This window comes from Sinomonas terrae (assembly GCF_022539255.1).
GTDB lineage: Bacteria > Actinomycetota > Actinomycetes > Actinomycetales > Micrococcaceae > Sinomonas > Sinomonas terrae.
Window position 1 is genome coordinate 853,372 of sequence record NZ_JAKZBV010000001.1, and the last position, 24,402, is coordinate 877,773.

23 protein-coding genes are annotated in these 24,402 nt (G+C 68.8%); 18 read left to right on the forward strand and 5 right to left on the reverse strand.

Annotation, left to right across the window (positions count from 1 at the left end; all coding sequences use genetic code 11):
• Positions 1 to 28 precede the first annotated feature (28 nt).
• Positions 29 to 1,492 (forward strand): tyrosine-protein kinase domain-containing protein, encoded by a 1,464-nt coding sequence (locus L0M17_RS03940; protein WP_241051433.1) that lies wholly within the window; start codon positions 29 to 31, stop codon positions 1,490 to 1,492.
• Here L0M17_RS03940 and L0M17_RS03945 read toward each other — a convergent pair.
• On the reverse strand, positions 1,432 to 2,127 hold the full coding sequence (locus L0M17_RS03945; RefSeq protein WP_241051435.1) for an arsenate reductase/protein-tyrosine-phosphatase family protein: 696 nt from the start codon (positions 2,125 to 2,127) through the stop codon (positions 1,432 to 1,434). The genes L0M17_RS03940 and L0M17_RS03945 overlap by 61 nt on opposite strands.
• A gap of 4 nt (positions 2,128 to 2,131) precedes the next feature.
• Positions 2,132 to 2,893: a S26 family signal peptidase gene (locus L0M17_RS03950; RefSeq protein WP_241051438.1), complete on the reverse strand. Its 762-nt coding sequence runs from the start codon at positions 2,891 to 2,893 to the stop codon at positions 2,132 to 2,134.
• A gap of 137 nt (positions 2,894 to 3,030) precedes the next feature.
• Here L0M17_RS03950 and paaA point away from each other — a divergent pair, with 137 nt between their 5' ends.
• The 10 genes from paaA to L0M17_RS04000 all read left to right on the forward strand — a co-directional run bounded on the left by paaA (position 3,031) and on the right by L0M17_RS04000 (position 12,289).
• Positions 3,031 to 4,032 carry a 1,2-phenylacetyl-CoA epoxidase subunit PaaA gene (paaA, locus tag L0M17_RS03955; protein WP_241051440.1) on the forward strand — a complete coding sequence of 334 codons (1,002 nt, stop codon included), beginning with the start codon at positions 3,031 to 3,033 and terminating at the stop codon, positions 4,030 to 4,032.
• Positions 4,032 to 4,325: a 1,2-phenylacetyl-CoA epoxidase subunit PaaB gene (paaB, locus tag L0M17_RS03960; protein WP_241051442.1), complete on the forward strand. Its 294-nt coding sequence runs from the start codon at positions 4,032 to 4,034 to the stop codon at positions 4,323 to 4,325. The genes paaA and paaB overlap by 1 nt, the downstream gene beginning before the upstream one ends.
• Positions 4,322 to 5,179, forward strand: coding sequence for a 1,2-phenylacetyl-CoA epoxidase subunit PaaC (gene paaC, locus L0M17_RS03965; protein WP_241051444.1), 858 nt, complete (start codon positions 4,322 to 4,324; stop codon positions 5,177 to 5,179). Before paaB ends, paaC begins: the two co-directional genes overlap by 4 nt.
• 11 nt (positions 5,180 to 5,190) lie before the next feature.
• Positions 5,191 to 5,676, forward strand: coding sequence for a 1,2-phenylacetyl-CoA epoxidase subunit PaaD (gene paaD, locus L0M17_RS03970; protein ID WP_241051446.1), 486 nt, complete (start codon positions 5,191 to 5,193; stop codon positions 5,674 to 5,676).
• A 20-nt stretch (positions 5,677 to 5,696) separates the two neighbouring features.
• On the forward strand, positions 5,697 to 6,872 hold the full coding sequence (gene paaE, locus L0M17_RS03975; protein WP_241051448.1) for a 1,2-phenylacetyl-CoA epoxidase subunit PaaE: 1,176 nt from the start codon (positions 5,697 to 5,699) through the stop codon (positions 6,870 to 6,872).
• A 22-nt stretch (positions 6,873 to 6,894) separates the two neighbouring features.
• Positions 6,895 to 7,677: an enoyl-CoA hydratase/isomerase family protein gene (locus L0M17_RS03980; protein ID WP_241051450.1), complete on the forward strand. Its 783-nt coding sequence runs from the start codon at positions 6,895 to 6,897 to the stop codon at positions 7,675 to 7,677.
• Between the two features lie 21 nt (positions 7,678 to 7,698).
• Complete coding sequence (gene gad / locus L0M17_RS03985) at positions 7,699 to 9,102, forward strand: glutamate decarboxylase (RefSeq protein ID WP_241051451.1); 1,404 nt, start codon at positions 7,699 to 7,701, stop codon at positions 9,100 to 9,102.
• A 113-nt stretch (positions 9,103 to 9,215) separates the two neighbouring features.
• On the forward strand, positions 9,216 to 9,923 hold the full coding sequence (locus tag L0M17_RS03990; RefSeq protein ID WP_241051452.1) for a 13E12 repeat family protein: 708 nt from the start codon (positions 9,216 to 9,218) through the stop codon (positions 9,921 to 9,923).
• 13 nt (positions 9,924 to 9,936) lie between these two features.
• Positions 9,937 to 11,295, forward strand: a complete 1,359-nt coding sequence (locus L0M17_RS03995; protein WP_372497987.1) for an IS256 family transposase — start codon at positions 9,937 to 9,939, stop codon at positions 11,293 to 11,295.
• 22 nt (positions 11,296 to 11,317) lie between these two features.
• On the forward strand, positions 11,318 to 12,289 hold the full coding sequence (locus L0M17_RS04000; protein WP_241051454.1) for an HNH endonuclease: 972 nt from the start codon (positions 11,318 to 11,320) through the stop codon (positions 12,287 to 12,289).
• A 44-nt stretch (positions 12,290 to 12,333) separates the two neighbouring features.
• On the opposite strand, the gene L0M17_RS04005 is transcribed toward L0M17_RS04000, so the two are convergent.
• Positions 12,334 to 12,786: an Lrp/AsnC family transcriptional regulator gene (locus L0M17_RS04005; RefSeq protein WP_241051456.1), complete on the reverse strand. Its 453-nt coding sequence runs from the start codon at positions 12,784 to 12,786 to the stop codon at positions 12,334 to 12,336.
• 141 nt (positions 12,787 to 12,927) lie between these two features.
• Between L0M17_RS04005 and pdhA the strand changes: the two genes are divergently transcribed.
• The 5 genes from pdhA (at position 12,928) to L0M17_RS04030 (ending at position 18,737) form a co-directional block, all read left to right on the forward strand.
• Positions 12,928 to 14,097 carry a pyruvate dehydrogenase (acetyl-transferring) E1 component subunit alpha gene (gene pdhA, locus L0M17_RS04010; protein ID WP_241051458.1) on the forward strand — a complete coding sequence of 390 codons (1,170 nt, stop codon included), beginning with the start codon at positions 12,928 to 12,930 and terminating at the stop codon, positions 14,095 to 14,097.
• On the forward strand, positions 14,097 to 15,185 hold the full coding sequence (locus L0M17_RS04015) for an alpha-ketoacid dehydrogenase subunit beta (RefSeq protein WP_241051460.1): 1,089 nt from the start codon (positions 14,097 to 14,099) through the stop codon (positions 15,183 to 15,185). The genes pdhA and L0M17_RS04015 overlap by 1 nt, the downstream gene beginning before the upstream one ends.
• A complete protein-coding gene (locus L0M17_RS04020; RefSeq protein WP_241051462.1) occupies positions 15,185 to 16,510 on the forward strand; it encodes a dihydrolipoamide acetyltransferase family protein in 1,326 nt (441 codons plus the stop codon). The genes L0M17_RS04015 and L0M17_RS04020 overlap by 1 nt, the downstream gene beginning before the upstream one ends.
• 64 nt (positions 16,511 to 16,574) lie before the next feature.
• The gene (locus tag L0M17_RS04025) at positions 16,575 to 17,423 is read left to right on the forward strand and encodes an MBL fold metallo-hydrolase (RefSeq protein ID WP_241051470.1); all 849 of its coding nucleotides are present in this window, start codon (positions 16,575 to 16,577) and stop codon (positions 17,421 to 17,423) included.
• A gap of 33 nt (positions 17,424 to 17,456) precedes the next feature.
• Positions 17,457 to 18,737, forward strand: a complete 1,281-nt coding sequence (locus tag L0M17_RS04030; RefSeq protein WP_241051472.1) for a MinD/ParA family protein — start codon at positions 17,457 to 17,459, stop codon at positions 18,735 to 18,737.
• Between the two features lie 143 nt (positions 18,738 to 18,880).
• On the opposite strand, the gene L0M17_RS04035 is transcribed toward L0M17_RS04030, so the two are convergent.
• Positions 18,881 to 19,804, reverse strand: a complete 924-nt coding sequence (locus tag L0M17_RS04035; RefSeq protein ID WP_241051474.1) for a phosphatase PAP2 family protein — start codon at positions 19,802 to 19,804, stop codon at positions 18,881 to 18,883.
• Between the two features lie 64 nt (positions 19,805 to 19,868).
• Here L0M17_RS04035 and L0M17_RS04040 point away from each other — a divergent pair, with 64 nt between their 5' ends.
• Both L0M17_RS04040 and L0M17_RS04045 read left to right on the forward strand, forming a co-directional pair.
• Positions 19,869 to 20,585, forward strand: coding sequence for a M50 family metallopeptidase (locus L0M17_RS04040; protein WP_241051475.1), 717 nt, complete (start codon positions 19,869 to 19,871; stop codon positions 20,583 to 20,585).
• On the forward strand, positions 20,582 to 21,601 hold the full coding sequence (locus L0M17_RS04045) for an o-succinylbenzoate synthase (protein WP_241051476.1): 1,020 nt from the start codon (positions 20,582 to 20,584) through the stop codon (positions 21,599 to 21,601). Before L0M17_RS04040 ends, L0M17_RS04045 begins: the two co-directional genes overlap by 4 nt.
• Before the next feature lie 36 nt (positions 21,602 to 21,637).
• Here the strand turns inward: L0M17_RS04045 and L0M17_RS04050 are convergent, their stop codons facing one another.
• A complete protein-coding gene (locus tag L0M17_RS04050) occupies positions 21,638 to 24,343 on the reverse strand; it encodes an MGH1-like glycoside hydrolase domain-containing protein (protein ID WP_241051478.1) in 2,706 nt (901 codons plus the stop codon).
• Positions 24,344 to 24,402 lie beyond the last annotated feature (59 nt).

Consider the following 24,402-nt stretch of genomic DNA (forward strand, 5'->3'; position numbering starts at 1 on the left):
AGACGACAGCGCCGCGGATGGGCGGGGCATGACCCTCGCGGACTACCTCGCGGTGGCCCGCAGGTATTGGCTCGGGATCCTGCTCTTCGTTGCCGTCGCGACGGCCGGCGCCTTCGGCTGGTACCTCGTGCAGCCCCGCGTCTACGAGGCGCAGTCGAACGGGATGGTCGTGACCGGCGGATCGGAGAACCTCAACCTCTCCCTCGCCGGAGACAACCTCTCGAAGTCGAAGGCGAAGAGCTACCGCTCGCTCGCCGACTCGCTCCTCGTCGCCGAGCGAGTCGTCAAGGAGCTGGGCATCAGCACCTCGGCCCAGGCGATCGCAGGCACAGTCAAGGTCACAGTCCCGGTCGACTCGTCCGAGCTCCAGGTGATCGCTACCTCTTCTGACCCCGTCCAGGCCAAGGAGGTCGCGGATGCGTGGGTCTCGGCGCTTGCGGCTCAGGTCTACGAGATCGAGAAGTCGATGTCGAGCACGGGCTCCGAGCCGGCCACGAAGGTCGTCCCGCTCGCGAAGGCCACGGTGCCAACGGCACCCGTTTCGCCGAACCTCCGGCTCGCGCTAGGGGCTGGGGCAGCGGGCGGCCTCGTGCTTGGCCTCGTCTACGCGCTCGTGCGCAACGTCCTCGACCGGCGCATCCGGGCTGCTGCCGAGGTCGAGCGGCGCTTCCACGTGCCCGTCGTCGGAACGCTCCCGCGGGACAAGCGCCTCGTCGGCGAGACGCGCGTCCTCGACATCCATGGGACCGGCGCGGGGCACGCGATGGGCGAGGCGCTCCGGGAACTGCGTACGAACCTGCACTTCATCGACGTCGACAACCCACCGCGGGTCCTCCTCGTCACCAGTTCGCTGCCGTCCGAGGGCAAGTCCACGGTCATCGGCAACCTCGCGGCAACGATCGCGGCGGCGGGCGAGGAGGTCATCGTCGTCGACGCCGACCTTCGCCGGCCTACGGCTCACAAGGTCTTCGGCGTGATCGGGGATGCCGGCATGACCGACGTCCTGACCGGCCGCGCGAGCATCGACGAGGTGCTTCAGGAGTGGGGCCCCATGCCTCAGCTCAAGATCCTCGCCGCGGGGCGAATCCCCCCGAACCCGTCAGAACTCCTCGGCTCGCGCGCGATGCAGCATCTCCTCGAGGAGCTGTCCCAACGGGCTGTTGTGCTCATCGACACGCCGCCTCTCCTGCCTGTCACCGACGCCGCGGTACTCTCCCGGGCGGCGGACGGGACCCTCGTGGTCGCGCGGGCGCGGAAGACGACGACGGACAGCCTCCAGCGGGCGCTCGGGAACCTAGGCCGCGTGCGGGGGCGAGTCCTCGGGGTCATCCTCAACTGTGTCCCGCCCAAGGGCCCGGACACGTACGGTTACGGCTACTACGGCACCTACACCAGCAAGCCCGAACGCCGCAAAGGTCGCTCCAGCGGAGGTCAGGGCTCCTCTGCCCCTGAGCCCGTTCCAGCGTTCAGAGGCAGGCGCTCGGCGAGCTGACGGCGTTCCGCTTCCCGCAGCGCGGCCCGGCTTTCGCCGGGGAACGCGCGGCGACGCCGACGGGGGAGAGCCGCTCGGATCAGGGTGCTGACGGGCGGGACGAGCTCCTCGGCCATCCGATCGTAGGCCGAGGCGTCGAGCCCGAAGGGGTCGGCAACGTCGTTGAGGCCGGGCTCGTCGAGGCGCACCTGATGGCGGATCCTGTCGCCGTCGGCCACGTACCGCCGCCATGCATCCTGCACCGTCTCCCTGGTCGAGGGGCCGGGCAGGATCTCGACGAGGCGTGCGAACTCGCGCAACGTGAACGTGCGCTTGAGGGCCGAGGGGGACAGCGCAAGGAGAGGGCCCCGGTGTTCCTCGGCCATGATCAGCACGAGATCCGCCTCGGCGACATGCTGCTGGGCGAGCTGCCGGGCCTCGAACGTGTCGAGGCTCGAGCCGAGCTGGGCAGCGATCGCCACTGATCTCGGATGGGCCGGCTGCCCGGCAAGCGCTCGAACGCCAGCGCTCGTGACGGCGAAAGCGCCCGGCGCGGCCTCATCGAGGCCGGACTGAAGGAGCCGCTCGGCCAGAGGGGACCGGCAGATGTTCCCGGTGCAGACGGTGAGGATGCGGAAAGGAGTTCCGTCGCTCATCGCTTCACGCTAGCACCCCAGCCCGCCAAATGGGCCAGACGCGAAGGGCCACCCGCCCGACCATTGCCGAGGCGGGGACGGTCCGCATGCAGGGATCCGGTGGGGACGGGACCCGGCAGGCGAGCGACGAGTCGGCGGACGCCGAGCGATGGTCGCCGAGGAGCACGAGTTCGCCGGGTGGCACCTTGAAAGGGCGGAAACAGCGGGCGGAGCGCGGCGTCGTCGTGCAGTCGAGCCGGCCGGGCACGAACGGGAGATCGAGCGTGACATACGGCTCGTCGACGCCAACGCCGTCCCGTTCGAGCCGACCGGCGGCATCGCAGCAGGCGATTGTCTGCCCACCCTGCGCGACGATCCGCTTGACGAGGTAGCTGCGGCTCGAAGGCCCGATGCCCGTGAGATCGCCGAAGGCGCGCGCGACATCGCCGACCGCGCCGGGAAGGCCCCCGCCGGAGGGAAGGCCGCCGCCGGCGGGGAGCGCCCTGCCGTCGTCCGTCTTCTCTCCGGCCCATCCCGCGGGCCGGACCACGACGACGACGTCGCCCACCTGAGGGGCCTTTCCGAGGCGCGTGGAGAGGCGGTCGGCGAGGATCCAGTCGCCCCCGCGCGGGCTGCCGCTGAGCGTCGGCTCCATGGACGCGGACGGTACGCGATACAGCTTCACGAGGAACGCCTGAACGAGCGAGACCACGAGGAGGGCCGCGAGGGCGTGGGAGGCGAAACGCAGCCAAGCGGGCGTGGTCTTTCGCCGGCGACGGGGGTCCATTCGCCCGAAGGTAGCAGCGAAGAAGAGCACGGACTGCGGCGTGCTGATTGCCTCCGTAGGCAGCACGTACGGCTTGACGCCTGTCCGCCGGTCCACATATTCTGAACGAACGGTCGGTAATTATTTGAGGAGGAGCTATGGCAGCTGCGCCCCTGCAGCCCGTGCCCGCGAGTGGGGAGACTTCCCTGTCCGAGGAGGACCGCGCTGGCCAGGCATATTTTGACCGCATCATCGCTGACGACTCCCGCATCGAGCCCAAGGACTGGATGCCGGAGGCGTACCGCAAGACGCTCACACGGCAGATCTCTCAGCACGCGCACTCCGAGATCATCGGCATGCAGCCGGAGGCCAACTGGATCACGCGCGCCCCGAGCCTCAAGCGCAAGTCCATCCTCATGGCCAAGGTCCAGGACGAGGCGGGCCACGGTCTCTACCTCTACTCGGCCGCAGAGACGCTCGGCACGCCGCGGGACGTCCTGAACCAGCAGCTGCTGGACGGCAAGGCGAAGTACTCGTCGATCTTCAACTATCCGGCTCGCAGCTGGGCGGATATGGGTGCGATCGGCTGGCTCGTCGACGGCGCCGCCATCGCAAACCAGGTGCCGCTGTGCCGGGCGAGCTTCGGCCCCTACGGGCGCGCGATGGTGCGCATCTGCAAGGAGGAGTCGTTCCACCAGCGGCAGGGCTTCGAGATCCTCCTCGAACTCTCCCACGGCACTCCCGCGCAGAAGAAGATGGCGCAGGACGCCGTCGACCGCTTCTACGCGCCGGCGCTCATGATGTTCGGGCCGCCGGACGACGATTCGCCCAACTCGAAGCAGTCCATGGCCTGGAACATCAAGCGGTTCTCCAACGACGAGCTGCGCCAGCGCTTCGTCGGGATGATCGCCGAGCAGGTCAAGGTCCTCGGGCTCACCCTCCCCGACCCGGAGCTCCGCTTCGACGAGGAGACGGGCAAGTGGATCCACATGGAGCTCGACTGGCAGGAGTTCAAGGACGTCATCGCCGGCCGCGGACCGTGCAACGCGCAGCGACTGGCCCGTCGCCGCGAGGCGCACGAGAACGGAGCGTGGGTGCGCGAGGCGGCTCGGGCCTACGCCCAGAAGACAGCAGACAAGCGGAAGGCAGGGGCCGCCTGATGAGCGACCAGACAAACATTTGGCCCCTCTGGGAGGTCTTCGTCCGCTCGAGCCGCGGCCTCTCGCACGTCCACGCCGGCTCGCTGCACGCGCCCGACGCCGAGATGGCGCTCCGCAACGCACGCGACCTGTACACGCGCCGCAACGAGGGCGTCTCGATCTGGGTGGTCCCCTCGGACGCGATCGCGGCGTCGGATCCTGACGCGAAGGGCGCGTTCTTCGAGTCGCCGCAGGGCAAGGACTACCGCCACGCGACGTACTACACGAAGAGCGAGGGTGTGAAGCACCTTTGAGCACCCACCAGGATCACTCCCTCGACAGCTTCGGCGACGCCGCGGCGTCGGCCACTCGCGTCACCCCCGGCAACGCGCTGCGCCCCGAGGACATCGCGCTCCGCCCGGACGCGCCGGGCGAAGACGTCGCCGAGTACGCGCTCCGTCTGGGCGATGACGCGCTCGTCCTCGCCCAGCGGCTGGGCCACTGGATCTCGCGCGGCCCGGAGATCGAGGAGGACATTGCGCTGGGCAATATCGCCCTCGACGTCCTCGGCCACGCCCGCTCGTTCCTCACCTACGCAGGCCACGCGTGGGGCAAGACGGAGGACGACCTCGCCTACTGGCGCGAGGAGGAAGAGTTCCGCTCCGCGTGGATCTTCGAGCAGCCCAACGGAGACTTCGGGGTGACGATCGCGAGGCAGCTCGTCGTCGCCGTCTATCAGCGCCTCCTCTACTCGCGGCTCGTGGAATCGACCGACAGCACGATCGCCGCGATCGCGGCGAAGGCGCTCAAGGAGGTCGACTACCACCGCGATCACGCGATCCAGTGGACGCTCCGCCTCGGCGACGGCACCGACGAATCACATCGCCGCATGCAGGATGCCCTGGAACTCATGTGGCCCTACGTGGACGAGCTGTTCGACGACGACGAGCTGATCGAGCGGGTCGGAGATGCGGGCGTTCGCCCGTCGACGCTCCGCGCAGAGTTCGACGCCGAGATCGCCACCGTGGTTGACGAGGCCACGCTGACCTTGCCCGCGGTTCCCCGCGCGCGGGGCGGAGGACGCCGCGGCGAGCACACCGAGCACCTTGGATACCTTCTTGCCGAGATGCAGGTGCTCGCCCGCAAGCACCCGGGCGCGACCTGGTAGAGGAGCTGACGGTGATCAGGACTGACGACGACGTCGTCGCCCTCGCGGCGACCGTCAACGACCCCGAGATTCCGGTGCTGAGCATCCGGGACCTCGGGATCCTCCGAGACGGACGCCTCGAGCCGGACGGAGCCGTGCACCTCACCATCACCCCGACCTACTCGGGCTGCCCGGCGATGGACGCGATCCGCGACGACCTGCAGCGCGTCTTCCGCGACGCAGGCTACGAGAAGGTCTCCGTCGACCTCGTTCTCTCGCCCGCGTGGACCACCGACTGGATGACCGACGAGGGCAAGGCGAAGCTCGCGGAGTACGGCATCGCGCCACCGACAGGAAAGGCCCACATGGGTCGTATCAAGCTAGGCCTAGCGGTCAAATGCCCGCGCTGCCACTCCCTCAACACCCGCGAGCTCTCCCGCTTCGGCTCGACGTCCTGCAAGGCGCTGTACGTGTGCCAGGACTGCCGAGAACCCTTCGACTACTTCAAGGTGCTGTAAATGACTTCGAGGTGTTTCCCATGACCGACCAGCTGACCGAGGGCGCCGAGGCGACCGGCCGTCGTCGTGCATCCTTCCACCCGCTCGAGGTGAGCGAGGTCCGGCGTCTCACGAACGACGCGATCGAGGTGACGTTCGCCGTCCCGCCAGCGCTCGCCGACGAGTACGACTACATTCCGGGCCAGTACGTTGCGCTCCGGGCGCGGGTTCTGGATCAGGAGGTCCGCCGGAGCTACTCGATCTGCGCCGTTCCCCAGCGCTTCGAGGACGGCAGCAGCGAGATCCGGGTCGCGATCAAGAAGGACCTCGGCGGCCTGTTCTCGACCTGGGCCAATGAACAGCTCGCGCCGGGCGACACGCTCGACGTCATGAGCCCGGCCGGTGCGTTCATCTCGAAGCACAAGATGACGGGCCTCAACGACCCGACGAGCATCGACACCGAGCGCGAGCACACGTTCGTCGCGGTGGCGGCGGGCTCGGGGATCACGCCGGTCATCGCGATCGCGAAGACCGTGCTTGCCGCCGATGAGAACGTGCGCTTCGATCTCATCTACGCGAACAAGGCCGCGATGGACGTCATGTTCGTCGAGGAACTCGCCGACCTCAAGGACAGGTACCCGGCGCGCTTCGCGCTGCACCATGTGCTCTCGCGCGAGCAGCGCATCTCGCCGCTGCTCTCGGGACGGGTCGACGCAGAGAAGCTCACCACCCTGCTCAACACGGTGGTCCATGCGGACGATGTCGACGAGTGGTTCCTCTGCGGGCCGTTCGAACTCGTCCAGCTCGTGCGGGACACCCTCTCAGCGCGCGGCGTCGAGCCGGAGAAGGTGCGCTTCGAGCTCTTCACCACTGGCACGCCGACCAACCTCGAGGGCAACATCGGGCGGCCGATCGTCGAGGACGAGTCGGGCAAGAACTTCGACATCGAGTTCCGCCTCGATGGCCTGTCCGGCGTCGTCAAGAGCCCGGCCGCCGCCAACGAGACGATCCTCAACGCGGCGCTGCGCGTGCGCCCGGATGTCCCGTTCGCCTGCGCCGGGGGAGTGTGCGGCACGTGCCGTGCCAAGCTCGTCAAGGGCACGGTCGACATGGCGGAGAACTACGCCCTCGAACCCGACGAGCTCGAGCGCGGGTACGTGCTGACCTGCCAGTCCCGCCCGACGTCCGACGCCGTGTCCGTGGACTTCGACGCCTGATCCCAACAGCTGAGGAGCACCCTTGATCTCGCTCACCATCGCCGACGGCGTCGCCGAAGTCGTCCTCGACGCACCCGGAAAGCTCAACGCCGTCGACCCCGAGGCGCTCGCCGAACTCTCCCACGCGTACGACGACGCCGCTGCCGCCGCCTCCCGCGGCGAGGTGCGGGCTCTGCTTCTGCGCGGCGTGGGGCGCGCCTTCTGCGCGGGCCGGGACATCTCCGGCGTCGACCCTGCGGACGACGACGTGCTCGGGTACCTCGGCGGGCTCGTGACCCCGCTCATGCAGAAGATGGCAGCGATCCCCGCACCCACGTTCGCCGCGGCTCAGGGTGCGACGCTCGGGGTGGGCCTCGGGCTCCTGCTTGCGACCGACGTCGTCTACGTCGCCGAGAACGCGAAGATCGGCTCGCCGTTCGCCAACCTCGGGGCCACCCTGGACTCGGGGGGCCACTGGTACTTCACCGAGCGGCTCGGCCTGCATCGGACCCTCGACCTCATCTATACGGGGGACCTCATGAGCGGCGCCGAGGCCGTGAGGTCGGGGCTGTTCAGCCGAGCTTTCCCGGCCGAGGAACTCCTCGAGCGGACGCGGGAGACCGCGAGCCGTGTGGCGCGCGGCGCGACCGGGGCGTTTGTCGCCTCGAAGGAGCTCGTGGCCCAGATCCGCGACCGCCGCTTGGGACTCTGGGAATCGATGGACGCCGAGAACAAGGCGCAGGCCGCGCTGTGCGACTCGGAGGACTATCGCGAGGGCTTCAAGGCGTTCCAAGAGAAGCGGAAGCCAGTCTTCTCGGGGAAGTAGCCCGTCTCATAGGCTGGGCGCGTGACCGCTCCTCGTAGAACGTCCCACGCCCATGAGTCGTCCGCCAATGTCGAGCTGAATCCGCTGTTCAGCCGACCTGGCGAGGCGACCGTCTTCCCCCGCTTCTCGATTCCTGAGAGCGAATCGTTGCCTTCGACCGCCTATCAGATCGTGCACGACGACGCGATGCTCGACGGCAATGCCCGGCTCAACCTCGCGACGTTCGTTGGAACGTGGATGGAGCCGGAAGCCGGGAAGCTGTATGCCGACACGGTCGACAAGAACATGATCGACCGCGACGAGTACCCCAAGACGGCCGAGATCGAGCACCGCTGCTGGCGGATGCTCGCCGACCTGTGGAACGCCCCCGATCCCGAGCGGTCTATCGGTACCTCGACGATCGGCTCGTCCGAGGCCTGCATGCTCGCCGGACTCGCGCTCAAGCGGCGCTGGCAGCACGCCCGCCGCTCCGCCGGAAAGCCTGCCGAACGCCCCAACCTCATCATGAGCTCGGCCGTGCAGGTGTGCTGGGAGAAGTTCTGCAACTACTTCGAGGTCGAGGCGCGGTACGTGCCGATCTCGGAGGAGCACCGTGTGCTCGACGGGCACGGCCTCGAGGACTACGTCGATGAGAACACGATCGGCGTCGTCGCGATCATGGGCGTGACGTACACGGGGATGTACGAGCCCGTCGAGAAGATCTCTGAGGCGCTCGACGCGATCCAGGCTGCGACGGGGCTCGACATTCCGATCCACGTCGACGGTGCTTCTGGGGCGATGGTCGCGCCGTTCCTCCAGCCCGACCTCGTGTGGGACTTCCGCCTGCCCCGCGTCGCCTCGATCAACACGTCCGGCCACAAGTACGGCCTCGTGTACCCGGGGCTCGGATGGGTTGTGTGGCGGGAGACCAAGGCCTTGCCCGAGGATCTCGTGTTCCACGTGAGCTACCTCGGCGGCGATATGCCCACCTTTGCCCTGAACTTCTCCCGCCCAGGCGCACAGGTGCTCCTGCAGTACTACCTGTTCCTGCGCCTCGGGGTCGAGGGCTATCGCGCTGTGCATGCATCGTGCCGCGACGTCGCCGAGTACTTGGCGCGGGAGATCGGGGCCATGGAGCCCTTCGAGCTCTGGAATGACGGTTCCGATATCCCAGTTTTCGCTTGGAGGCTGCGCGAAGGTCACACGGACAAGTGGAATCTGCACCACCTTTCCGACCGCCTTCGCATGGAAGGGTGGCTGGTTCCGGCCTACCCCATGCCGGCGGGGCTCGAGGATCTCACCGTGCAGCGGATCGTGGTGCGCAACGGCTTCACGCGGGATCTCGCGGCGAGCTTCCTCGAGGACCTGCGCAACGCGGTCGAGTTCCTTGACTCGGCGGACGGGCCGTTCCCGGATCCGGGCCATGCGCCGGCCTTCCATCACTAGCGGGTGCGCCTTCGAAGACCGGTAGCTGCGGTCGCTGCCTGAGAATAGGCACGTTCGAAGATTTATTTGGTTGATCGTTTGTCTTTCGAACTCATCTTCGATAAACTGAGTCCATGGTCGGTTTGGGGGAGTGGCTTCGTGGAGGTGATTCGGCGGGCGCCGATGCCTCCGTCCCCGCTCCTGTGGAGGATTGGCGGGGCGCGCTGGGTGCTCTGGTGGCCCGTCCGGTGGGTGGGCCGTCGAATGCGGAGGTCGTGTCGTTCCTTGCCCGGCTGGGGCTCCCGGGCCTGTTGGGGGGTCTGGATGGGCCGGGGCTGATCGACCGGCTGGATGCGCTGGAGCAGCTCAAGGCGGCCGCGGCGGCGGAGCAGGCCAGGGTGCAGGTGGAGTTCGCGCTCCTGTGCGAGGCGGGGATGGACCCCCGCGCGGCGGCCCTGGAGTCCCGGACGGGGCGGGCCGCGGCGAGGGTGGGGGAGCGTTCGGCGTCGGCGCAGATCGCCCTGGCCCGGAGGGTCTCCCCGGCCCGGGGGGCCAGGCTGCTGGCCGCGTCGAGGCGGCTGGTGGCCGACCTGCCGTGCACGCTGGGGGCCTTGTCGGCGGGGCAGCTGAGCGAGGACCGTGCGGTGTGGGTCGCGGAGGGGGTCGAGGTCCTTTCCCCGGATGCCCGTGCCGTCGTGGACGAGGCCCTGGCCGGGCACCCGCGCCGGCTGGAGGGCCTGGGCGACCGGGGGGTCCAGGACGCGGTGCGCGCCGCGGTCGACGCAGTCGACGACTCGGGGAGGTGTCAGATCTTCTGTGTAAGGGGTGACGGCCGGATCTGAAGGGATCAGGATCATGACCATGACAGAGGACGAGGAGCAGGGCCGGCGCCGCTCGACGGCCGAGGTCGCCGCGGACCTGGAGGCCTCCGGGGCCCTGGACGCTCTCTTCGCCAGGATCGACTCGGGCGAGGTCCAGCTCACCGGCGACGGGGGCCTGCTGCCCGGGCTTCTCAAGGCGGCCCTCGAGCGCGGCCTGCAGGCGGAGATGAGCTCCCATCTGGGCTACGAGAAGGGCGACCCGGAGGCAGCGTCGTTCCCGAACTCGCGCAACGGCACGAGCCCGAAGACGGTCGCCACCGAGGTCGGGGATGTGGGCCTGGAGGTGCCGCGCGACCGGGACGGGACCTTCGCCCCGCGCCTGGTCCCGAAGGGATCCCGGCGTCTCGGGGGCCTGGACGAGATGATCATCTCCCTCTACGCCGGCGGGATGACGATCCGGGACATCCAGCACCATCTCGCCTCCACCATCGGCACCGAGCTCTCGCACGAGACCATCTCCAAGATCACCGACGAGATCCTCGAGGAGGTCCTGGCCTGGCAGCGGCGCCCCCTGGAGGCCTTCTACCCGGTGGTCTACCTGGACGCCCTGGTCGTCAAGGTCCGCGACGGGGCCCACGTGCGCAACAAGGCCGCCCACATCGCCGTCGGCGTGGACCTGGAGGGCATCAAGCACGTACTCGGGATCTGGGTCCAGGCCGCCGAGGGCGCCAAGTTCTGGGCCGGGGTCTGCGCCGAGCTGGCCAACCGCGGCGTCGCCGACGTCCTGGTCGTCTGCTGCGACGGCCTCACCGGCCTGCCCGAGGCGATCGAGGCCACCTGGCCGGGCTCGATGGTCCAGACCTGCGTCGTGCACCTGATCCGCGCCGCCATGCGCTTCGTGAACTACGGCCACCGCAAGGCCGTCGCCGCCGCCCTGAAGACCGTCTACCAGGCCCCCGACGCCCCCACCGCCAGAGCCGCCCTGGACGCCTTCGCCGCGAGCGAGCTCGGCAAGAGGAACCCCAACACCGTCCGCGTCTTCGCCGACGCCTGGGAGCGCTTCACCCCGTTCCTGGCCTTCCCGCCCATGCTGCGCCGCGTCATCTACACCACCAACTCCATCGAGTCCCTGAACTATCAGCTGCGCAAGATCATCAAGAACCGCGGCCACTTCCCCAACGACGACGCCGTCGTCAAGCTCCTCTGGCTCGCCATCTGCAACATCGAGGACAAGCGCGCCCGCGACCGCCAGCGCGAACGCGACCAGAACGTCCCCTCCGACAAGCGCCACGCCGACGGACGCCTCGTCGAAGGCCAGGTCACCACCAACTGGAAGCAGGCCCTCGCCCAGCTCGCCCTCGCCTACCCCGACCGCATCAACCCCTACCTATGACCCCGCCCCTTACACAGAAGACTTGACAAGCTCCGACTCGGCGGCCTTGGCGCGGGTGCGCAAGGCCGAGGAGGGGCGAAGGGTCACAGTCAGGCGCCTGCCGGACGCGATGGCGCAGCTCACCGCGATCCTCCCCGTCGCCCAGGCCGCCGCCGTCGCCGGGGCCCTGCGGGCGGCAGGCGCGGCGGCCAGGGCCGCCGGGGACGCGAGGACGGCGGGGCAGGTCGCGGCGGACACCCTGGTCGAGCGGGTGACCGGGCAGGAGCACGCCGACGCGGTGCCGCTGCGGGTGGGCCTGGTCATGACCGACTCCTCCCTCTTCGGCGCCGGCCGGGAGCCGGCCCTGCTCCAGGGCTACGGGAGGATCCCCGCCGGGCACGCCCGCGCCATGGTCGCCGCCACCGCTACCGGAACCGCCCGGGGATGCGATCCCCCCTCAAGCGCCGGTGGCGGCCGGTCTGGGGGTGCTGCGTCGTTGGCGGGGGTGTGGCTGCGGCGTCTCTACCTCGATCCCGGCACGGGGGAGCTCGCGGCGATGGACTCCCGGCTGCGCCGCTTCCCGAGGGCCCTGGCCGAATTCATCCAGACCCGGGACCAGGCCTGCCGGACACCGTACTGCGAGGCCCCGATCCGGCACATCGACCACGTGGTCCCGGTCGCCTCCGGCGGGGAGACGAGCGTGGAGAACGGGCAGGGCCTGTGCGAGGCGTGCAACCACGCCAAGGAATCCCCCGGCTGGGAACGGCACGTCGTCGGGTGCGAAGCCCCCGACGGCACCAGGCCCGAGGGGACCCGGGGCGACATCCTCACCGTCACCCCGACCGGCCACGAATACTACTCACCACCACCCAAACTCCCCGGCTCCGACCCGCATCCCCAGCGCCGAGAACACGCCCCGCCCCAGTGGGAGCACGCCCCGCCCCAGTGGGAAAGCGCGCCCCAGTTGGAATACTCGCCGCAGTGGGGGCAATCGTCGCGGCGTCAGCATGGCTAGGGTGAGCCGGCCAGGGGCCAGTTGGTGCTAGTCCTATCCCCCTCCTATCTCGTGTCGAGGTCCTCGAACACCAGGAACGTCTGCGTGTCGAGGACGCCCGGCATGTTCTGGAGCTGGTCGAAGACGACGCGGCGGAGATCTGTGTTGTCGACAGCACGTACGAGCAGGATGACGTCGAAGTCGCCGCCCACAAGGGCAATGTGGTGCACCTCGGGGATTGCTTTGAGCTGCTCCCGGAGCTCGCGCCACGAGTGCTGGCGCACCTTGAGGGTCACGTAGGCGCTTGACCGGAGTCCCGCCTTGAGCGGATCCACGAGCGCCGTGTACTTCGTGATAATCCCTTGCTCCTGGAGCTTCGCGATGCGGTTGTATGCATGGGCGCGGGAGATGTGCACGTTCTCGGCGATTGTCGTGACCGAGCGTCGGGCGTCCTCGGTGAGCTGGGCGAGGATCGACCGATCCACTTCGTCCACGCGACCTCCTGTGATCTGAGTCATTATTTCGGTTCTGTCTACAGATTAGCCAATTCTGCTTCCAACTTTCCAAGATTCAGCCGATCCGTGGATACGAATCAGCGTCTAAGCGGATACTTGTGGCAACAAGCCTGGTCAAAACAGGACATGCTGCGAGGAGGCATCATGACGATTCCCGCTGAAGCCGAGGAGGCCATCAAGCGCTTCGGGATCAGCATCGAGGACTACATGCTCCCGGTGCACGGCCAGATCCAGATCCTGTCCGAGGACGGGACGATCCTCCCGGACGATCAACGTGGTTCAAGTCCCGGCCACCAATACCCGATCCCTAGCGACAGCGAGCTGCTCGAGGCGTATCGCCGTCTCGTCGTCGGCCGGAGGGTGAACGATCAGAACTCGGCGCTCGTCCGTCAGGGGCGGCTGGCGGTCTACCCGTCGAGCCATGGCCAGGAAGCCTGCCAGGTTTCCGCGGCTCTTTGTCTCCGCGAGGGCGACTGGATGTTCCCCACCTATCGCGACGCCGTCGCCGTCATGACCCGGGGCGTGGACCCCGTCGAGGCCATGACCCTCTTCCGAGGCGACTGGCACGGCGGCTACGACCCACACGAGCACAACGTGGGCATCCAGAGCACGCCCCTGACTACGCAGCTCCTCCACGCCGTCGGCGTCGCCCACGCCGCGAAGCTCCGCGGCGAGGACACCGTGGTGCTCGCGATGTGCGGAGACGGCGCGACGAGCGAAGGCGATTTTCACGAAGCGCTCAACTTCGCAGCCGTCTTCCACCTCCCGGTTGTCTTCTTCGTCCAGAACAACCAATATGCGATCTCGGTGCCACTCGCGCACCAGACTGTCGCACCGTCGCTCGCACACAAGGCCGTGGGCTATGGGATGGCGGGGGAGAGGGTCGACGGCAACGACATGGTGGCCCTCCTGGCCGTCCTCGATCGTGCCGTCACTCTAGCCCGTTCAGGTTCGGGGCCTCTCCTCGTCGAAGCCAACACGTACCGCATGCAGGCTCACACCAACGCCGACGATGCGACGCGGTACCGCCAACAGGCGGAGGTCGAGGCGTGGGCCGCCAAGGACCCGCTCAATCGGATGCGGCAGTACCTTCGAACGACGGGCGTGCTGACGGACGACGTCGAATCGGCCTTCGCCGGTGACGCCGAGGATGTTGCCCAGCAGCTCCGCGACGGACTCAGCGCGGAGCCGATCCTCGACCCGCAAGAGCTGTTCCGCCATGTCTTCACCGAACCCACGCCGCAGCTCCGGGAGCAGGCCGCCTTCCTGGCGGACGAGCTGGCGCGCGACGACCAGCCGCGAGAGGAGCACTGATGAGCACGGTTGCCGAGGCCGCCGCCGCACGAGCGGGGGCGAACGCCCAAGAAAGCAGCGGACCGGAGGCCGTGACCTTCGCGAAAGCCCTCACCACCGCGATGGCGGACGCTCTGCGCGCGGACGACGCCGTCGTCGTCTTCGGCGAGGACGTCGCCAAGCTGGGGGGCGTCTTCCGCATCACCGACGGGCTCATGGCCGAATTCGGAGAGAAGCGCTGTTTCGACACGCCTCTGGCCGAGTCAGGGATCGTCGGCATGGCTCTCGGGATGGCCATGAATGGGATGCGCCCGATTGTCGAGATGCAGTTCGACGCGTTCGCCTACCCCGCGTTCGAGCAGATCGCGAGCCATGTGGCGAAGATGCACAACCGGACCCGAGGCCATGTCCGCCTGCCGATGGTCATCCGGGTTCCCTACGCGGGTGGGATCGGAGGTGTCGAGCACCACTGCGACTCCTCCGAGGCCTACTACGCCCACACACCAGGCCTGAAGGTCTTCACTCCCGCGACGGTCGCGGACGCCTACCGGCTCCTCCGCGAAGCCATAGCGAGCGATGACCCGGTCGTCTTAATGGAGCCCAAGAAGCTGTACTGGTCGAAGGAAGCCGTGGACCTCGCAGCGCTGCGCAGCGAGTTCGAAGCTGTCTCCCGCGCCGACTTGTCTGAGGGTGCCGGCAAGGCTGAGGGGCGCGCCGTCGTCGCCCGCCCCGGAACCGACGCAACCCTCATCGCGTACGGCCCCGCCGTTCCACCCGCACTCGCTGCCGCTGAGGCCGCGGCCGCCGAGGGCCGCTCGGTCGAGGTCATTGACCTGCGGACCATCGTCCCGTTCGACGACGAGACCCTCGTTGCGTCCGTGCGCAAGACGGGACGCGCAGTGGTTGTGGCCGAGGCGCAGAGCTTCGCATCGGTCTCGTCGGAGATCGTCGCGCGGGTGCAGGAGCGCTGCTTCCATTCGCTCGCCGCGCCCGTGCGCCGCGTGGCCGGTTTCGACATCCCGTTCCCGCCGCCCAAGCTCGAGCACTGGTATCTGCCGAGCGTCGACCGAATCCTCGACGCCCTCGACGATCTCCAGTGGGAGGACTGATGACTATGACGCGGGAATTCCTGCTGCCCGATCTCGGCGAGGGTCTCACGGAGGCCGAGCTCGTCCGGTGGCTCGTCGCCGTCGGCGACTCGGTCGCCGTCGATCAGCCCGTGGTCGAGGTTGAAACTGCGAAGGCCGTGGTCGAGGTGCCCTCGCCCTATGCCGGTGTGGTCGCCGTGCTCCATGGGGAGCCCGGGCAGACGGTCGACGTCGGGCGCCCCCTCATCAGCATCGACGACGCCGGCAAGAGCGCCGGGTCTGGGAACGTCCTGATCGGCTACGGAACTTCCGAGGCGGCGACCCAGGGTCGGAAGCGCCGGCGCAAGGGCCAGGCTGCGCCGCCCTCGAACGGAGTCCGCCCGGAGTCAGTCGAATCGGCGCCCCAGCAGGCGCTCAGGGTCGTGTCCCCGCTCGTCCGCAAGTTCGCCCGCGAGCTCGGCGTCGACCTCCACTCGATCAAGGGATCGGGCCCCGACGGGCTCATCATGCGACGCGACGTGAATTTGGTTGCCCAGGCAGAAGGGCATGCAGCCGAGACAGGGCAGGCCGGCCAGACCAGAGCGGCCGCAGGAGTGGCTTCAGCGACGCCCACGTCCGCGACGGACCCCTCCACCGGCCTCCCGATTGCATCGCGGACTCCGGTCCGGGGCATTCGCAAGGCTGTCGCGCAGGCGATGTCCCGCAGCCGCACTGAAATTCCAGAGGCCACGGTGTGGGTCGACGTCGATGCAACCGAGCTAGTGGCCCTTCGAGAGGACCTCAAGCGGCGCGAGCCTGAGCGGGCACCGAGCCTTCTCGCGTTCATCGCGCGCTTCGCCCTCGCCGGGCTTGCGAAGTATCCCGAGCTCAACACGAGGGTTGAGACCGCGGAGGACGGGAGCCAGGAGATCGTCGCGTTCGACGGCGTGAACCTCGGCTTTGCGGCACAGACCCAACGCGGGCTCGTCGTGCCGAACATCCGCGGCGCCCACGGCATGAGCGCCAGAGCCCTCGACGCCGAGCTCCGTCGTCTTGCCGCTCTCGCGCGGGACGGCAAGGCCGCGCCCAGCGACCTGTCCGGAAGCACTTTCACGCTCAACAACTACGGTGTCTTCGGCGTGGACGGCAGCGCCGCGATCATCAACTATCCGGAGGCCGCGATCCTCGGTGTGGGCCGGATCCTCGACCGTCCTTGGGCAGTGGAAGGCCAGCTCGCCGTGCGGAAGGTCGTGCAGCTGACGCTCGTGTTCGACCACCGCGTCTGCGACGGAGGAACTGCCGGAGGCTTCCTGCGGTTCGTCGCCGACGCCGTCGAACATCCGGGCAGCATTCTCGCCGACCTCTGAGGGCCATGGCAGAATCGAACGCACGAACCTGCCCGAACAGCGTAGAAGTAAGGACGTACGGCGTATGGATGAACAGTCTGCTATGGCTCCCTGGCGCGACCTCGGCGGCGAGACCTACTGGCTGAGCCTCGAGCCCCTTCGACTGAACATCGGCCTCGTGATCGGCAATGAGCGCGCCCTGGTGGTGGATACGGGGGAGGGGCCGCGGCAGGCGCGCCTGATTCTCGACGCGGTGCGTGAGAAGACGGAGCTGCCCCTCGTCGTCGTGAACACACACGCCCACTACGACCACTACTTCGGCAACGCTGTGTTCGCGGCGGCCGGAGTGACGGAGTTCTGGGCGCATGAGAACGCGGCCTTCACGATCGCGACGCACGGGGAGGAAGCCCGTGCCGAGGTCGCCAGAGCCGAGGCCGGCGCCCGCGAGCCTGAGATGGCTGAGGGGCACGGGGATCACACCGAAATCGTGGTGCCCCAGGCCATCGTGCGCGACCAGCCCGTGCTCGTGGACCTCGGCGGCCAGTCCGTCACGCTGTTCTACCTCGGCCGCGGCCACACGGATGGCGACATCCTCGTCGGGACCTCTACGACCCTCTTCACGGGGGACCTCGTCGAAGAGGGCGCCTACCCTGAATTCGGAGACGCCTACCCCGAGGACTGGGCCGACGTGCTGCGGCACATCTCCGCGTTGCGCCACCGCTATGAGCACCTCGTGCCGGGCCACGGCGCGCTCTGCACGGACGTCGCCGTGCGGACGATGGCCGAGACCATGGCCACGGCTGTCCGCTCCGCGCGGCAGGCGACGCGCGAGTCGCCGAACGACGCGACGAAGGCCATTCCGATCCTTCCCTACGGCCCGGAGCAGTCCCGACTGTTCATCAGCCGACTCAAGGCGGCCAGCAGCCTGCACTAGAGTGGCCTGCGGGGCAGGTACGAAAGGGGCGGGATGGCCGACGACGGAACGCAGCAGCGCACAGACGACGACGGTGCTTCCGCCCCCTCCGCGCCACCCGTCCCTCTGACGCGGCGAGAGCTGCGCCGCCTGCGCGAGGCCGAGGAGGCGGCGCAGGCTGCTCGCGCCCACGACGAGGTCGAGCCCACACTCGCCCAAACGGGAGCCCCTGTGGCTGAGCCGGTACTGTTTGAGCCCGCGCCTGTTGTGCCCGCGCCGGTTGAGCGGGAGCCGGAGCCGGCGCCTGTTGAGCGAGAGCAGGAGCCGGCGCCGGTTGAGCGGGAGCAGGAGCCGGCGCCTGTTGAGCGAGAGCAGGAGCCGGCGCCCTCGCCGAACCCGCCCGCGCCGTCCCAGACCGAACAGCCGGCGGGCTTCATCAAGCCGTCCCAGGCAGCCCCACCGCGCGGCGGCTTCCGCGGCTGGCTGTACCGCCTCACGGGCGGCGCCTTGAATCTTGGCCCGTCGCCCGCTGAACGCGAGGAGGCCGAGCTCAACCGGCGCATCCGCCGTCGTCTTGAGGGCAGCCGCAACACCGCTCTGCTCTCGATGAAGGGCGGCGTCGGAAAGACTTCGACGACGGTCGGCGTCGGCCTCACCCTCGCAAGCGTCCGCTCGGGGAGCGTGTGCGCAATCGACGCGAATCCAGACGCGGGTGACCTCATCGAGCGAGCCCTCGGCGAAGGCGCGTACGAATCCGAGCGCCAGCTCACGATCACGAGGCTGCTCCGCGAACTCGGCGACAACGATTCGAGGGTCGCGCTCGACGCCTACCTGCACGAGGTCCGGAGCCTGCGGCTGCTGGCCGGTGAGCAGGACCCGGACCTCTCCGACTCGCTCCGTGCCGAGGACTACGAACGCGTCTACTCGCTCGTCTCCCGCCACTACGGCGTGACGCTGACGGACTGCGGTACGGGAGTCAGCCGCCCCGCGATGCGCGGGATCCTCGAGCACGCGGACAACATCGTCGTCGCGGCTGGCTTCGCGGTGAGTGGAGCCAAGCGGGCGCGCGATACCCTCCTCTGGCTCTCCGCACACGGCTTCGAGCACCTCGCGAAGGAGGCGATCGTCGTCGTGACCGACAAGGACGATGTCTCGGCCCGCGTCGACAAAGCCGCGATCGAGGCCGCCCTCGCGGGGATGTGCCGCATGCTCATCAGCGTTCCCCACGACAAGGCCGTGGCTGACGGCGATCTTGTCTCGCTCGAGGCCGTTCGCCCGGAGACTCGCCGGGCCTACAAGGAGATCGCCGCAGCGATCGTCGACGGTTACCGCTGACCGAACCGGGCAGCACGGCTGCCCCCAATAGCAGCCGTGTCGCCCCGGATTGGTCCCATGAGGGTTTATCCAATGACTGGATGAGTGAAGGTTAGCCTTCGCTGCCATCAAGCGCAACGGCCGTCCAGGTCGCGGAACCTCCGCTATGCCTCGGGACGGTTCCGCCGGACTGCGACCGCGAACAGCCACGTTGCCGCGATGCCGAGAAGGTACCCGCTGATCACTACGAGAGAGAGCCCTGTCCAGAAGTAGTTCGTCGTGCTGACGACCCCGGAGCCGGGTGAGATGCGGACCAGCATCACGACCGCGAGAGCCGTTGCGGCGAGGCCCACGAGCAGGGGAAGCATGAGCCAGGCGCGAGACGACGTCCACGTGCTGCCGAAGCCGTCCCACGTGTTCCATCGCGCCCCCGTCCTGAGCACGAGCCAACCGGCTGGCGCCATGCAGGCTGAGACCACAAGGAATGCGGCGATGACATCTGCTGGCCGATGCCACTGGTTGACGAGCGTCGCCGCGCCCGCCGCCACGGCGAACGTCGTGCCTGCAAAGGCGACAAAGGGACGCCTCGCGGGCGAGCACACGAGGAAGACGGCAGCAGCCGCGGAGGCCGCCGCCGTCGTATGCCCCGATGGGAGCGAATTCTCCATGATCGTCTGGATTCCTCGGAAAGGGCGCGTGAAGACGTAGGCCTTGAGCACTTGTGTGAGGATGTTGGCGAGCCCGGCCCCGGCGAATGCGATGAGCGCGCCCTGCCACCGTCGCTTCACGATCGCCGCGTAGAGGAGGCCCCCAATCCCAATGACGACGGCGATTATCGGCAGCGCGTCGAGGAAGCCGAGGGCGGCCTTGGTCGCCTTGCCATAGACCGCGACCGCCTCGTCGAGGGCCGATTCGTCGATGTACTGGCCGGTCGTGGTGCGGACGAAGAACCAGTAGGTTCCCAAGACGCCGATCGCTGAGGCGAAGGACGCAACGAGGAACAGACCCGGTCCCGCCACGACCTCGCGGACCGAGGCCGCTTGCCGTGCCGAAGCGGACGTGCCGACGTTCTCCTGGGTGGAAACCATGCCATCAAGGGTCGCACACGCCCCTGTTCATCTCTTCCCAGCACGCTCCGATAGGGTCGAGGACGTGCTTCAGGAATGGTGGACGGACTTCGTCAACGGCTTCACGCGCACCGACCCGCTCACTGTCCCCGGCTACGAGCTGGTGTGGCTGCTCGTCGGGGCGGCGGCCCTGTGCGTCGTCCCCGTGCTCTGGCGGTTCTTCGGCCGCTTCGTGACGATCGTGCACGAGCTCGGCCACGCCTTCGCTGGGCTCACGACCGGCATGCGCGTCACCGGGATCACCCTCCGGATGGATCAGGGCGGGACGACGCTCGGGATGGGGCGCGGACGGGCCGTGTGGTTCGGCTTCTGGGGCTACCCCACGCCTGCCGTTGTGGGAGCGGGCCTCGTATGGGCCTCGTCGCAGGGGTGGGGGCGCGCGGCGCTTTCGGCCACGGTCGTCGTGCTCGTGCTCACGTTCCTCTTCATCCGGAACCTCCAGGGCGCACTCATCCTGCTGGGAGCCATTTTCGTGGTCGGGATTCTCGTCGTCGCTGTCCCGCCGGATCTCCAGGGCCAGCTCGCCCTCGGGGCCGGAGTCGCCCTCGTGCTCGGCGCGGTGCGGGACTGGTGGAACCTCGTTTCGGTCCACACGAGCCGCCGCCGCGAGCTCGGGAGCTCGGACGCGTTCATCCTGTCCCGGAAGACGGGAGTTCCCGCGGCGGTCTGGCTCCTGCTGTTCGCCGCCGTCATCGGGCTTAGCGGAGCCGCGGCCTGGCTCGTCCTGCGGGTCGCCGCATGAGCCCCGCGTTGCCGCTCCCGCTCCCGCCCCTCGCCGAGCTCGAGGCGAGCGCCGTCGTCGTCCGCCTGCCCCTGACCGTCAAGTTCCGCGGGGTCCTCGAGCGTGAGGCCCTCCTGGTGCGCGGCCCGGCTGGCTGGGGCGAGTTCGCTCCCTTCCTCGAGTACGACGACGTCGAGTCCTCGCGTTGGCTCGCTTCAGCCATCGAGGCGGCATGGGAGGGCTTCCCCGAGGCCGTCCGCGAGACCGTCCCGGTGAACGGGACCGTACCCGCCGTCAGTGCCGAGCGCGTGCCCGAGATCCTCGCCAAGTACGGCGTCGTGTCTGCCGTCAAGGTCAAGGTCGCCGAGCGCGGGCAGTCCCTCGCGGACGACGTCGCGCGCGTCGCCGCCGTCCGCGAAGCTCTCCCGCGCGCGGCCGTGCGCGTCGACGCGAACGCGGCCTGGACCGTGGACGAGGCGGTCGAGGCCCTGACCGCCCTCGCGCCGTTCGGCCTCGAATACGCCGAGCAGCCAGCGGCGGGGATCGAAGGGCTCGCGGCGGTCAGGTCACGGCTCGCCGCGTCAGGACTGCGCGTGCCCATTGCTGCCGACGAGAGCGTCCGCAAGGCTGAGGACCCCCTGCGCGTCGCCCGGGCCGGCGCCGCTGACCTCATTGTCGTCAAGGCCGCACCCCTTGGGGGCGTGCGCCGCGCGCTCGGCATTGTCCGCGAGGCGGGCCTCCCCGCCGTCGTCAGCTCTGCGCTGGACACCTCCGTGGGCCTCGCCGCCGGAGTCGCCCTCGCCGCCGCGCTCCCGGAGCTTCCCCACGCGTGCGGCCTCGGCACCGGAGCGCTGTTTGCGTACGACGTCGCGCGCTCGCCCTTGGTGCCCCACGGCGGCGTCCTGCCCGTCGCCCCGGTGTCGGCGGGCGACGTCGTGCCGGATCCGGAACTGCTCGCTCAGCATGCGGCCAGCGGTGAGCGCCGCGACTGGTGGCTCGATCGGCTGCGACGGTGCTATTCGGTGTTGGTTGGCTAGGGGCGGTGCTGGCCGGCTAGGAGCGGTGCTGGCCGGCTAGGGGATAATCCAGCGCCGGCAGATGAGGTGCGCCACGAGGGCGGTCCACCCGGTCTGGTGCGACGCGCCGATCCCGGCCCCTGTGTCTCCGTGGAAGTACTCGCTGAACGTTGGGTGCGCATCCCAGAGAGGGCCCGACGGGTGATGCCGCGGCGTGCTCGGGCGGCGGCCGTTCGCGTCGGGGCGGAAGAGCCGCACGAGACGCTCTTCGAGCTCCCGTGCGACGTCTCCGAGCGCCAGCTTCACGCCCGAGCCCGTCGGGAAGTCCACGGTGACCCTGGCCCCGGAGCCCTCTGCGTAGACCGCGAGGGCGTCCGCGACGAGGACGTTGACCGGGAACCACACTGGGCCGCGCCAATTCGAGTTGCCGCCGAACAGCCCTGAGTCGGACTCGCCGGGGAGATACGTGATGCTCATGGGCTGGCCCGCGACGTCGACCGTGAACGGCTCGCGGTACGCTGCCGACAGCGAGCGGAGGCCATACGGCGAGAGGAACTCGCCCTCGTCGAGGAGCCGTGCAAGCACGCGCACGAGGCGTTCGTCGTGCAGGACCGCGAACGTGAGCCGGGTTGGCTCCGTTCCTTCGGGTGTAGCCCCATCCGTCTCCCTCAGCAGGGCGCCCATCTCGTCTTCCCGATGGCGCTGGAGCCAATGAAGGTTCTGGGCGAAGTCGGGGAGCTCCCTGACGGCCCAGTCAGGCGTCACCGCGACACCGAGGAGCGGGAGCAGGCCCACCATGCTGCGGATCGGGAGCCGTTCCTGACGCCCGTCCTCGCCCAGCAGCACGTCGTAGAAGAAGCCGTCCTGTTCGTCCCAAAGGGACACTCCGCCGCTTCCGAACGTGTTCATAGCCTGAGCGATCGTGAGGTAATGCTCGAGGAACTTTGTGGCGAGATCGTCCCAGACGCGGTCTTCGCGAGCGAGTTCGAGGGCGATGCGCATCATGGTGAGGCAGTAGAAGCCCATCCAGCTCGTCGCGTCCGACTGCTCGAGCCGATGACCGGGCGGGAGGCCCTTCGACCGGTCGAAGGCCCCGATGTTGTCCATGCCGAGGAAGCCGCCCTCGAACAGGTTCGAACCGTCGGCGTCCTTGCGGTTGACCCACCACGAGAAGTTCAGGAGCAGCTTGGCGAACACCCGCGTGAGGAAGTCGTTGTCCCGTGAGCCGTCGATGCAGTAGACCTGCCAGGCCGCCCAGACGTGGACGGGCGGATTGACATCCCCGAACGCCCACTCGTACGCGGGGAGCTGCCCGTCCGGGTGCATTGCCCACTCACGACACAGCAGCACGAGCTGGTTCTTCGCGAAGTCCGGGTCGATGTGGGCAAGCGCGACGCAGTGGAACGCGAGGTCCCACGACGCGAACCATGGGTACTCCCACTCGTCGGGCATCGAGATGATGTCGGCGAGCGCCAGATGCCGCCAGCCGCTGTTGCGGCCCCACGCCGACTCCCGGTCGGGCGGAGGCGCGGGGAAGGCAGGGTCTCCCTCGAGCCACTCACGCACCGAGTAACGGTAATGCTGCTTGCCCCACAGGAGCCCGGCGAAGGCGCGGCGGGCCACAAGAGCGTCCTCGCCTGCGGACGGCGCCGGATCCTGCGGGACAACGGCCGCATAGAATTCGTCCGCCTCGCGTTCCCGGTCCTCCAGCACGTCGTCGAACCCGACGCCGAACGGGTCGAGGGGGAGCGCCTCGCCGGTGAGGCGCAACCGAACCGTCACACTCGCTCCGGAGGCGATGGCCGGGAAGTGCCAGCGGATGGCAGCCTTCGTACCCTCCTCGGCAGGGTTGAGCAGCGAGCGGTCGCCCCGGACGATCGCGGCGTCGAGGGCGTCCTTCGGGTACGGTGACGGGTTCGACGGCGCACCGAAGAGCTCGACGTTGTTGCTCTCGTTGTCGCAGAACAGCACCTCGGGGGCAGGTGCGCCGGAAGTGGAGCTAGCAGCCTCGGCGGCAAGCACATACCTTCCGAGGAACCCGTGGGTCGCCTCGACGGCCACGACGCCGGCGGGCGAGAGTTCGGGCGCGCGCAGGCGCCGGATGTGGGGGCGGCGATCGTCGCGGCCCCACGCCCACGTGTTCCGGAACCACAGCTGGGCGACGAGGTCGAGCGGTGCGGATTCCGGCCCGTGATTGGTGGCCGTGATCGTGACGCACACGTCGTCAGGCGAGGCCTTCGCATGCACCGTCTCGATGTCGAAGAACCGGTTGTCAGCGAGGACACCCGTGTCGGCCAGCTCGTACTCCGGTTCGGTGCGGGAACGAGAGCCGTTGACGCGGACGAGCTCCTCGTAGGGGTAGGCGGCCTGCGGGTAGCGGTACAGGGTTTTGGCCCAGGAATGGGTCGGGGTCGCGTCCAGATGCCACCAGTGCTCCTTGACATCCTCGCCGTGGTTGCCCTGGCCGTTCGTCAGTCCGAAGTAGCGCTCCTTGAGGCGATCGTCCTTCCCGTTCCAGAGCGCTATGCCGAGATTGAGGAAGCCGAAGCGGTCGCACAGCCCCGCAATGCCGTCCTCACCCCACCGGTAGGCGCGCCGATGGGCGTGGTCGAAAGGGAAGAAGTCCCAGGCGTTTCCATCCGCGGAGTAATCCTCGCGGACGGTCCCCCATTGGCGACCGGCGAGGTATGGGCCCCAGAGGCGCCACGGATCCGAGTCCTCGGGCGACTCGGAAAGGCGACGGTGTTCGGCGGTATCCGGCATGGCGCCAGTCTGCCACGGCCCTCCGACAGTCTCCGCAGGCATGTTTTCCTGAAATTAAC

Excerpts from the sequence above, each read along its gene's own strand:
- L0M17_RS04050 (WP_241051478.1), bottom strand. The coding sequence starts at position 24,343 with ATGCCGGATACCGCCGAACACCGTCGCCTTTCCGAGTCGCCCGAGGAC.
- L0M17_RS04015 (WP_241051460.1), top strand. The coding sequence starts at position 14,097 with ATGAGCACGGTTGCCGAGGCCGCCGCCGCACGAGCGGGGGCGAACGCC.
- L0M17_RS03995 (WP_372497987.1), top strand. The coding sequence starts at position 9,937 with ATGACCATGACAGAGGACGAGGAGCAGGGCCGGCGCCGCTCGACGGCC.
- L0M17_RS04045 (WP_241051476.1), top strand. The coding sequence starts at position 20,582 with ATGAGCCCCGCGTTGCCGCTCCCGCTCCCGCCCCTCGCCGAGCTCGAG.
- L0M17_RS04020 (WP_241051462.1), top strand. The coding sequence starts at position 15,185 with ATGACTATGACGCGGGAATTCCTGCTGCCCGATCTCGGCGAGGGTCTC.
- L0M17_RS03940 (WP_241051433.1), top strand. The coding sequence starts at position 29 with ATGACCCTCGCGGACTACCTCGCGGTGGCCCGCAGGTATTGGCTCGGG.
- pdhA (WP_241051458.1), top strand. The coding sequence starts at position 12,928 with ATGACGATTCCCGCTGAAGCCGAGGAGGCCATCAAGCGCTTCGGGATC.
- paaE (WP_241051448.1), top strand. The coding sequence starts at position 5,697 with ATGACCGACCAGCTGACCGAGGGCGCCGAGGCGACCGGCCGTCGTCGT.
- L0M17_RS04030 (WP_241051472.1), top strand. The coding sequence starts at position 17,457 with ATGGCCGACGACGGAACGCAGCAGCGCACAGACGACGACGGTGCTTCC.
- paaA (WP_241051440.1), top strand. The coding sequence starts at position 3,031 with ATGGCAGCTGCGCCCCTGCAGCCCGTGCCCGCGAGTGGGGAGACTTCC.
- L0M17_RS04005 (WP_241051456.1), bottom strand. The coding sequence starts at position 12,786 with ATGACTCAGATCACAGGAGGTCGCGTGGACGAAGTGGATCGGTCGATC.
- L0M17_RS04025 (WP_241051470.1), top strand. The coding sequence starts at position 16,575 with ATGGATGAACAGTCTGCTATGGCTCCCTGGCGCGACCTCGGCGGCGAG.
- L0M17_RS04035 (WP_241051474.1), bottom strand. The coding sequence starts at position 19,804 with ATGGTTTCCACCCAGGAGAACGTCGGCACGTCCGCTTCGGCACGGCAA.
- L0M17_RS03945 (WP_241051435.1), bottom strand. The coding sequence starts at position 2,127 with ATGAGCGACGGAACTCCTTTCCGCATCCTCACCGTCTGCACCGGGAAC.
- L0M17_RS03990 (WP_241051452.1), top strand. The coding sequence starts at position 9,216 with ATGGTCGGTTTGGGGGAGTGGCTTCGTGGAGGTGATTCGGCGGGCGCC.
- L0M17_RS03950 (WP_241051438.1), bottom strand. The coding sequence starts at position 2,893 with ATGGACCCCCGTCGCCGGCGAAAGACCACGCCCGCTTGGCTGCGTTTC.
- paaB (WP_241051442.1), top strand. The coding sequence starts at position 4,032 with ATGAGCGACCAGACAAACATTTGGCCCCTCTGGGAGGTCTTCGTCCGC.